Genomic DNA, 1,374 nt, shown 5'->3' with positions numbered 1-1,374 from the left:
TTTGAGATTAGTGGAACGCTCTGGAAAGTGCGGCCATAGTGGGTGATAGCCCCGTACACGAAAATCTCTTGTCAATGAAATCGAGTAGGACGGAGCACGAGAAACTTTGTCTGAATATGGGGGGACCATCCTCCAAGGCTAAATACTACTGACTGACCGATAGTGAACCAGTACCGTGAGGGAAAGGCGAAAAGAACCCCGGAGAGGGGAGTGAAATAGAACCTGAAACCGTATGCGTACAAGCAGTGGGAGCCTACTTTGTTAGGTGACTGCGTACCTTTTGTATAATGGGTCAGCGACTTATATTCAGTGGCGAGCTTAACCGAATAGGGGAGGCGTAGCGAAAGCGAGTCTTAATAGGGCGTTTAGTCGCTGGGTATAGACCCGAAACCGGGCGATCTATCCATGGGCAGGTTGAAGGTTAGGTAACACTGACTGGAGGACCGAACCGACTACCGTTGAAAAGTTAGCGGATGACCTGTGGATCGGAGTGAAAGGCTAATCAAGCTCGGAGATAGCTGGTTCTCCTCGAAAGCTATTTAGGTAGCGCCTCATGTATCACTGTAGGGGGTAGAGCACTGTTTCGGCTAGGGGGTCATCCCGACTTACCAAACCGATGCAAACTCCGAATACCTACAAGTGCCGAGCATGGGAGACACACGGCGGGTGCTAACGTCCGTCGTGAAAAGGGAAACAACCCAGACCGTCAGCTAAGGTCCCAAAGTCATGGTTAAGTGGGAAACGATGTGGGAAGGCTTAGACAGCTAGGAGGTTGGCTTAGAAGCAGCCACCCTTTAAAGAAAGCGTAATAGCTCACTAGTCGAGTCGGCCTGCGCGGAAGATGTAACGGGGCTCAAACCATGCACCGAAGCTACGGGTGTCATCTTACGATGACGCGGTAGAGGAGCGTTCTGTAAGCCTGTGAAGGTGAGTTGAGAAGCTTGCTGGAGGTATCAGAAGTGCGAATGCTGACATGAGTAACGACAATGCGAGTGAAAAACTCGCACGCCGAAAGACCAAGGTTTCCTGCGCAACGTTAATCGACGCAGGGTTAGTCGGTCCCTAAGGCGAGGCTGAAAAGCGTAGTCGATGGAAAACAGGTTAATATTCCTGTACTTCCAGTTATTGCGATGGAGGGACGGAGAAGGTTAGGCCAGCCTGGCGTTGGTTGTCCAGGTTTAAGGTGGTAGGCTGAAATCTTAGGCAAATCCGGGATTTCAAGGCCGAGAGCTGATGACGAGTTGCCTTTAGGCGACGAAGTGGTTGATACCATGCTTCCAAGAAAAGCTCCTAAGCTTCAGATAACTGGGAACCGTACCCCAAACCGACACAGGTGGTTAGGTAGAGAATACCAAGGCGCTTGAGAGAACTCGG

At 50.9% G+C, this 1,374-nt stretch carries 1 rRNA gene (only partly in view); it reads left to right on the top strand.

The window, feature by feature from the left end:
- Nucleotides 1-1,374: ribosomal RNA gene (locus J5M58_RS25640) — 23S ribosomal RNA — on the top strand (its annotated part continues 1,371 nt past the right edge of the window); the annotation flags it as partial.

Source organism: Pseudomonas sp. 32_A (assembly GCF_017490905.1).
GTDB classification, from domain to species: domain Bacteria; phylum Pseudomonadota; class Gammaproteobacteria; order Pseudomonadales; family Pseudomonadaceae; genus Aquipseudomonas; species Aquipseudomonas inefficax.
Note: the sequence above shows the minus strand (reverse complement) of the source record. Positions and strands in the feature narration are given on the sequence as shown.